We start from the raw sequence: 1,029 nt of genomic DNA, 5'->3' as shown, positions 1-1,029 counted from the left end.
GCGCTGCGTGTTGTAAACGGTATCGATGAAAGCGCCGATGCGCCTGCGGGCATCATCTGCATCCTTACAGGCGAGATCTTGCACCTCTTCCTGCTTCAGCGTTTTCATGAAGCTTTCCGCCTTCGCGTTGTCGTAAGGATTTCCGACGCGGCTCATGCTCGCCTGGATGCCATGGAGATGCAGAAGTTCAGAGTAGGCCCCGCAGGCGTATTGAACGCCGCGATCGGAATGGTGCACGAGACCCCCTGGAGCAGGCTGGCGATCGGTGATGGCCATCTCGAGGGCCTCAATGGCAAGGCTTGCTCTGAGATGCGTATCCAACGCCCATCCGACCGCCCTGCGGCTAAACGCGTCAAGCACAACGGCAAGGAAAGCAAACTCCTCAGCCAGATGCAGGAAGGTGATATCGGCAACCCATAGCTGGTTGACCCCAGTAAGGATCATGCCCCTGGCAAGGTTCGGCACGACTTGCCAACCATGCCTCGAGTTCGTCGTTGTAGGCACAAAGGGTCGCGTGCGCAGGCACAGCAGATTGTCTTCACGCATGATGCGTAGAACGCACTTGTGATTGACTTGCCACCCCTCCCGACGCAACAGGGCTCCGATCCGGCGGTAGCCGTAGTGCGCGTTGGCGAGAGCCATCTTTTGAATGAGACCCCGCAAACCTGTCTCGGCCCGACGCGGGGCCGAGTCTAGCCAGTGACGATAGTAGCTCGCGCGGCTGACGCCAGCGAGCCAGCACATTCGATCGATGTTGAAGTCGCCTTGCGACAGGCCGGTCGTCATCTTTTCGATGACTTTGAAGATCCCGTTTCGCCAGGAGCGCTGCTCCGGCGCTGATCTTCCTCGAAGTGCCGCAAGGCTTCGCGAAAAAAATCGAGATCAAGCTGCTGTTGCCCGACTTTCTGCTCCAATTCCCTGATCCGGCGCCTGGCCTTGGTCAGTGCCTTTTCCTGAGGCGTCGGCAGATCGACTGAATTCTGCAGCTGCGCGGCCCCGTCTAGTCCTGCTGTCGATCTGGCCGGCCGG

The 1,029-nt window shown here is 59.3% G+C and carries 2 protein-coding genes; both read right to left on the bottom strand.

Annotated elements, in window-relative coordinates; genetic code table 11:
* On the bottom strand, positions 1-786 hold a 786-nt coding region (locus RFM40_RS33565), incomplete at its 3' end, for an IS3 family transposase (RefSeq protein WP_320279056.1).
* Positions 783-1,029 (bottom strand): helix-turn-helix domain-containing protein (locus RFM40_RS33560; protein ID WP_320279055.1); only part of this gene is annotated, 247 nt, incomplete at its 5' end. The genes RFM40_RS33565 and RFM40_RS33560, both read right to left, overlap by 4 nt.

The sequence above is a fragment of the Mesorhizobium captivum genome (genome assembly GCF_033977165.1).
Lineage (GTDB): Bacteria > Pseudomonadota > Alphaproteobacteria > Rhizobiales > Rhizobiaceae > Mesorhizobium > Mesorhizobium captivum.
Note: the sequence above shows the minus strand (reverse complement) of the source record. Positions and strands in the feature narration are given on the sequence as shown.